4 protein-coding genes are annotated in these 2206 nt (G+C 59.7%); all 4 read right to left on the bottom strand.

Annotated features, from left to right (window positions below):
* The coding region (locus ENZ75_RS29600) for an ArsC family reductase (protein WP_128278540.1) at positions 1 to 392 on the bottom strand (392 nt) is incomplete at its 3' end.
* A gap of 173 nt (positions 393 to 565) precedes the next feature.
* A complete protein-coding gene (locus ENZ75_RS29595; RefSeq protein WP_013532858.1) occupies positions 566 to 919 on the bottom strand; it encodes a nuclear transport factor 2 family protein in 354 nt (117 codons plus the stop codon).
* 136 nt (positions 920 to 1055) lie between these two features.
* A complete protein-coding gene (locus tag ENZ75_RS29590) occupies positions 1056 to 1736 on the bottom strand; it encodes a 2'-5' RNA ligase (protein WP_245441279.1) in 681 nt (226 codons plus the stop codon).
* Positions 1737 to 1838: 102 nt separating this feature from the next.
* Positions 1839 to 2206, bottom strand: a 368-nt coding sequence (locus ENZ75_RS29585) for a TOBE domain-containing protein (RefSeq protein WP_128278539.1), incomplete at its 5' end; no start/stop codon positions are given.

Genomic DNA, 2206 nt, shown 5'->3' with positions numbered 1-2206 from the left:
CCGTAGAGCAGCGTCACCTTGCCGTTACCCAGCAGGCCTCGCAACTGCGTCACCGCCGCCTCATAGACATCAGCCTTGAACCCGACCATAACCCGGTCGCCTACCTCCAGAACCGGCCGCTTGATCATGGTCGGCTTGGCCAGCATCAGCGCCTTGGCGCTCTTCTCGTCGAGACCCTGCTTTTCCTTGTCCGGCAGCTCGCGGAACGTCGTGCTCGCCTTGTTGAGCAGCTTTTCCCAGCCGACCTTGCCCGCCCAACCATCCAGCCGCTTCGCGTCCAGTCCCTCGGCCCTGAAATCGTGAAACCGGTAGGCTACGTCATGGCCTTCCAGCCAGACGCGCGCCTTCCTGACCGTGTCGCAGGTGGTGATGCCGTACATGGTGATCGTCAAAAGCGTGCTTCCTTGGCTGACTGTCGAATCCGTTCCACAGACTAAACCGCCCTTCCCGATTTGCCAGAGCCGTTGCCATATCTCCGTTCCACATGACGGCCAGGACAATGTCCTGGCCGTCTAACCTCCAGATCATGCAGCAGCGATGTGAGCCGGAAGCCGGGGGTCCGGCCTCAATAATAGAAGCGCTCTTCGGTGATCTTGCCGTTTTTGACCGTGTAGAGGCCAACTTCATCCATGGTGACACGCTCGCCGGTAGCCTTGGGCGTTATGTCGAACTTGAAGCGCACCGCGAACTGGTCGCCATTGACATAGGGGCCTTCGACAGAGCCGCCATGGACTTCATTGTTCTCCTGCCACCACTGGCCCTTCTGCCTGAGAGCCTCCTTGCCACGGGAGATGGCCATCGGCCCCTCCATGGCTTCGTAGCTCACGATATCGTCGGAATTGTACTTCTCGGCGGCAGCTTCGTTCTCGCCCTGCTTGAGCAGCTCGGTAAAATCCTTGGCAATTTCCGCGATGGTCATTTGCGTTCCTCCTGTTCAGACGCACTGCAAATAGGCAACGACTCGCTGGCCTGCCATCGTCGGACCACGGGGTAGCTGACAAGCCATGTCAGGATGATGGATATCGCTCGGAGTATGTGACGACGATGTGAGCACATCACATCGCGCTCAGCGGCCAACATTCCGGGAAAACGTACTTCTTCAGTCCGCGCAAGCTGTGCACAAGGACGAACTCTCGTGCAACAAAGCTGATTGGGCCCATAGGCTGTTTGGGGACAAGTTTTCGGTCATATGCAAGCGTCAGATGCGGAACGAAACCATCTGACGCCTTGAGGCCTTCGCGCAGCATTTCGACGCCGAGCTTCCTGCTCAACTCACAAACCGGTCCGTCATCGGCGAGAAGCACGAAAGGGTGTTTGGCTGGCTTGCCCCTAGTCGCCGGTCGGCCGGGAAAGCTACTGGCATAGCGAAAGGTAACCTCGAACGGGGCCATCGCAATGCGCCGTCCCGATCGGGCGGCCGCAAAAAGAATTTTGGACCGTAGCCTTTTGTAATCACCGACATGCTGCAGGCTGACGTGAAAACGCTCCGGTAGCAGTTGGTCGCCGGTTACCCCGCATTGGCCGCATAGCCGATTTTGACAATCGGCAAAGCGCGAATGGTCCTTAGACTGCAAAAACAAACCGAAGAACACGCGCTCGGGCCGTTTAGGCCGCCATGGCGGCTCTGGAAGTCCATAGTCGAATTCGCCTTGCAGATACATACGCACACGCCCGGCAAAGAACGCTCCTGTTTTGCTCCATTCCGGAACAAAACAGGAACGCTCTCCTTGAGTCAAGCCTGGAATCTATTCGAGCTCACGCCCAGCAGCCGATGATACCCTCGACCTCGAGGAAATCGTGGATCGCCCAGTTGGCCCCGGTTTTTAGAGTTCGATGAACTAACCTGGCAGCACTGGGCAGTTGGCGCCACGGCGCAGGCTGATATGCGCCACGTCGCCGACCTGGAAGCGAAAACCCTCGGCCTGGCGCGGCGCGTCGATGACGACAGGTGCGCCCTGCCCGAGTTCGGCATGCAGGCGCAGCGTGCGGCCGTGAAAGACGACGCTGTTGACGCGCGCCGGTGCGGTGCCGGGCGCGGCCTCGGTCATCGCCAGCAAATCCTCCGGGCGCACGCCGATGGTGCGGGTAGCGCCCTCGGCAGGTGCCTCGCCGGTTTCAGAAATAGCCTCCAGCGGCAGGGTGCCGGCGGTGAAACGCAAGCGATCGCCATCGCGGCCGACAAACCGTGATTGCAGGAGATTCATGG

The organism is Mesorhizobium sp. M7A.F.Ca.CA.002.04.1.1, assembly GCF_004022805.1.
Lineage (GTDB): Bacteria > Pseudomonadota > Alphaproteobacteria > Rhizobiales > Rhizobiaceae > Mesorhizobium > Mesorhizobium ciceri.
Note: the sequence above shows the minus strand (reverse complement) of the source record. Positions and strands in the feature narration are given on the sequence as shown.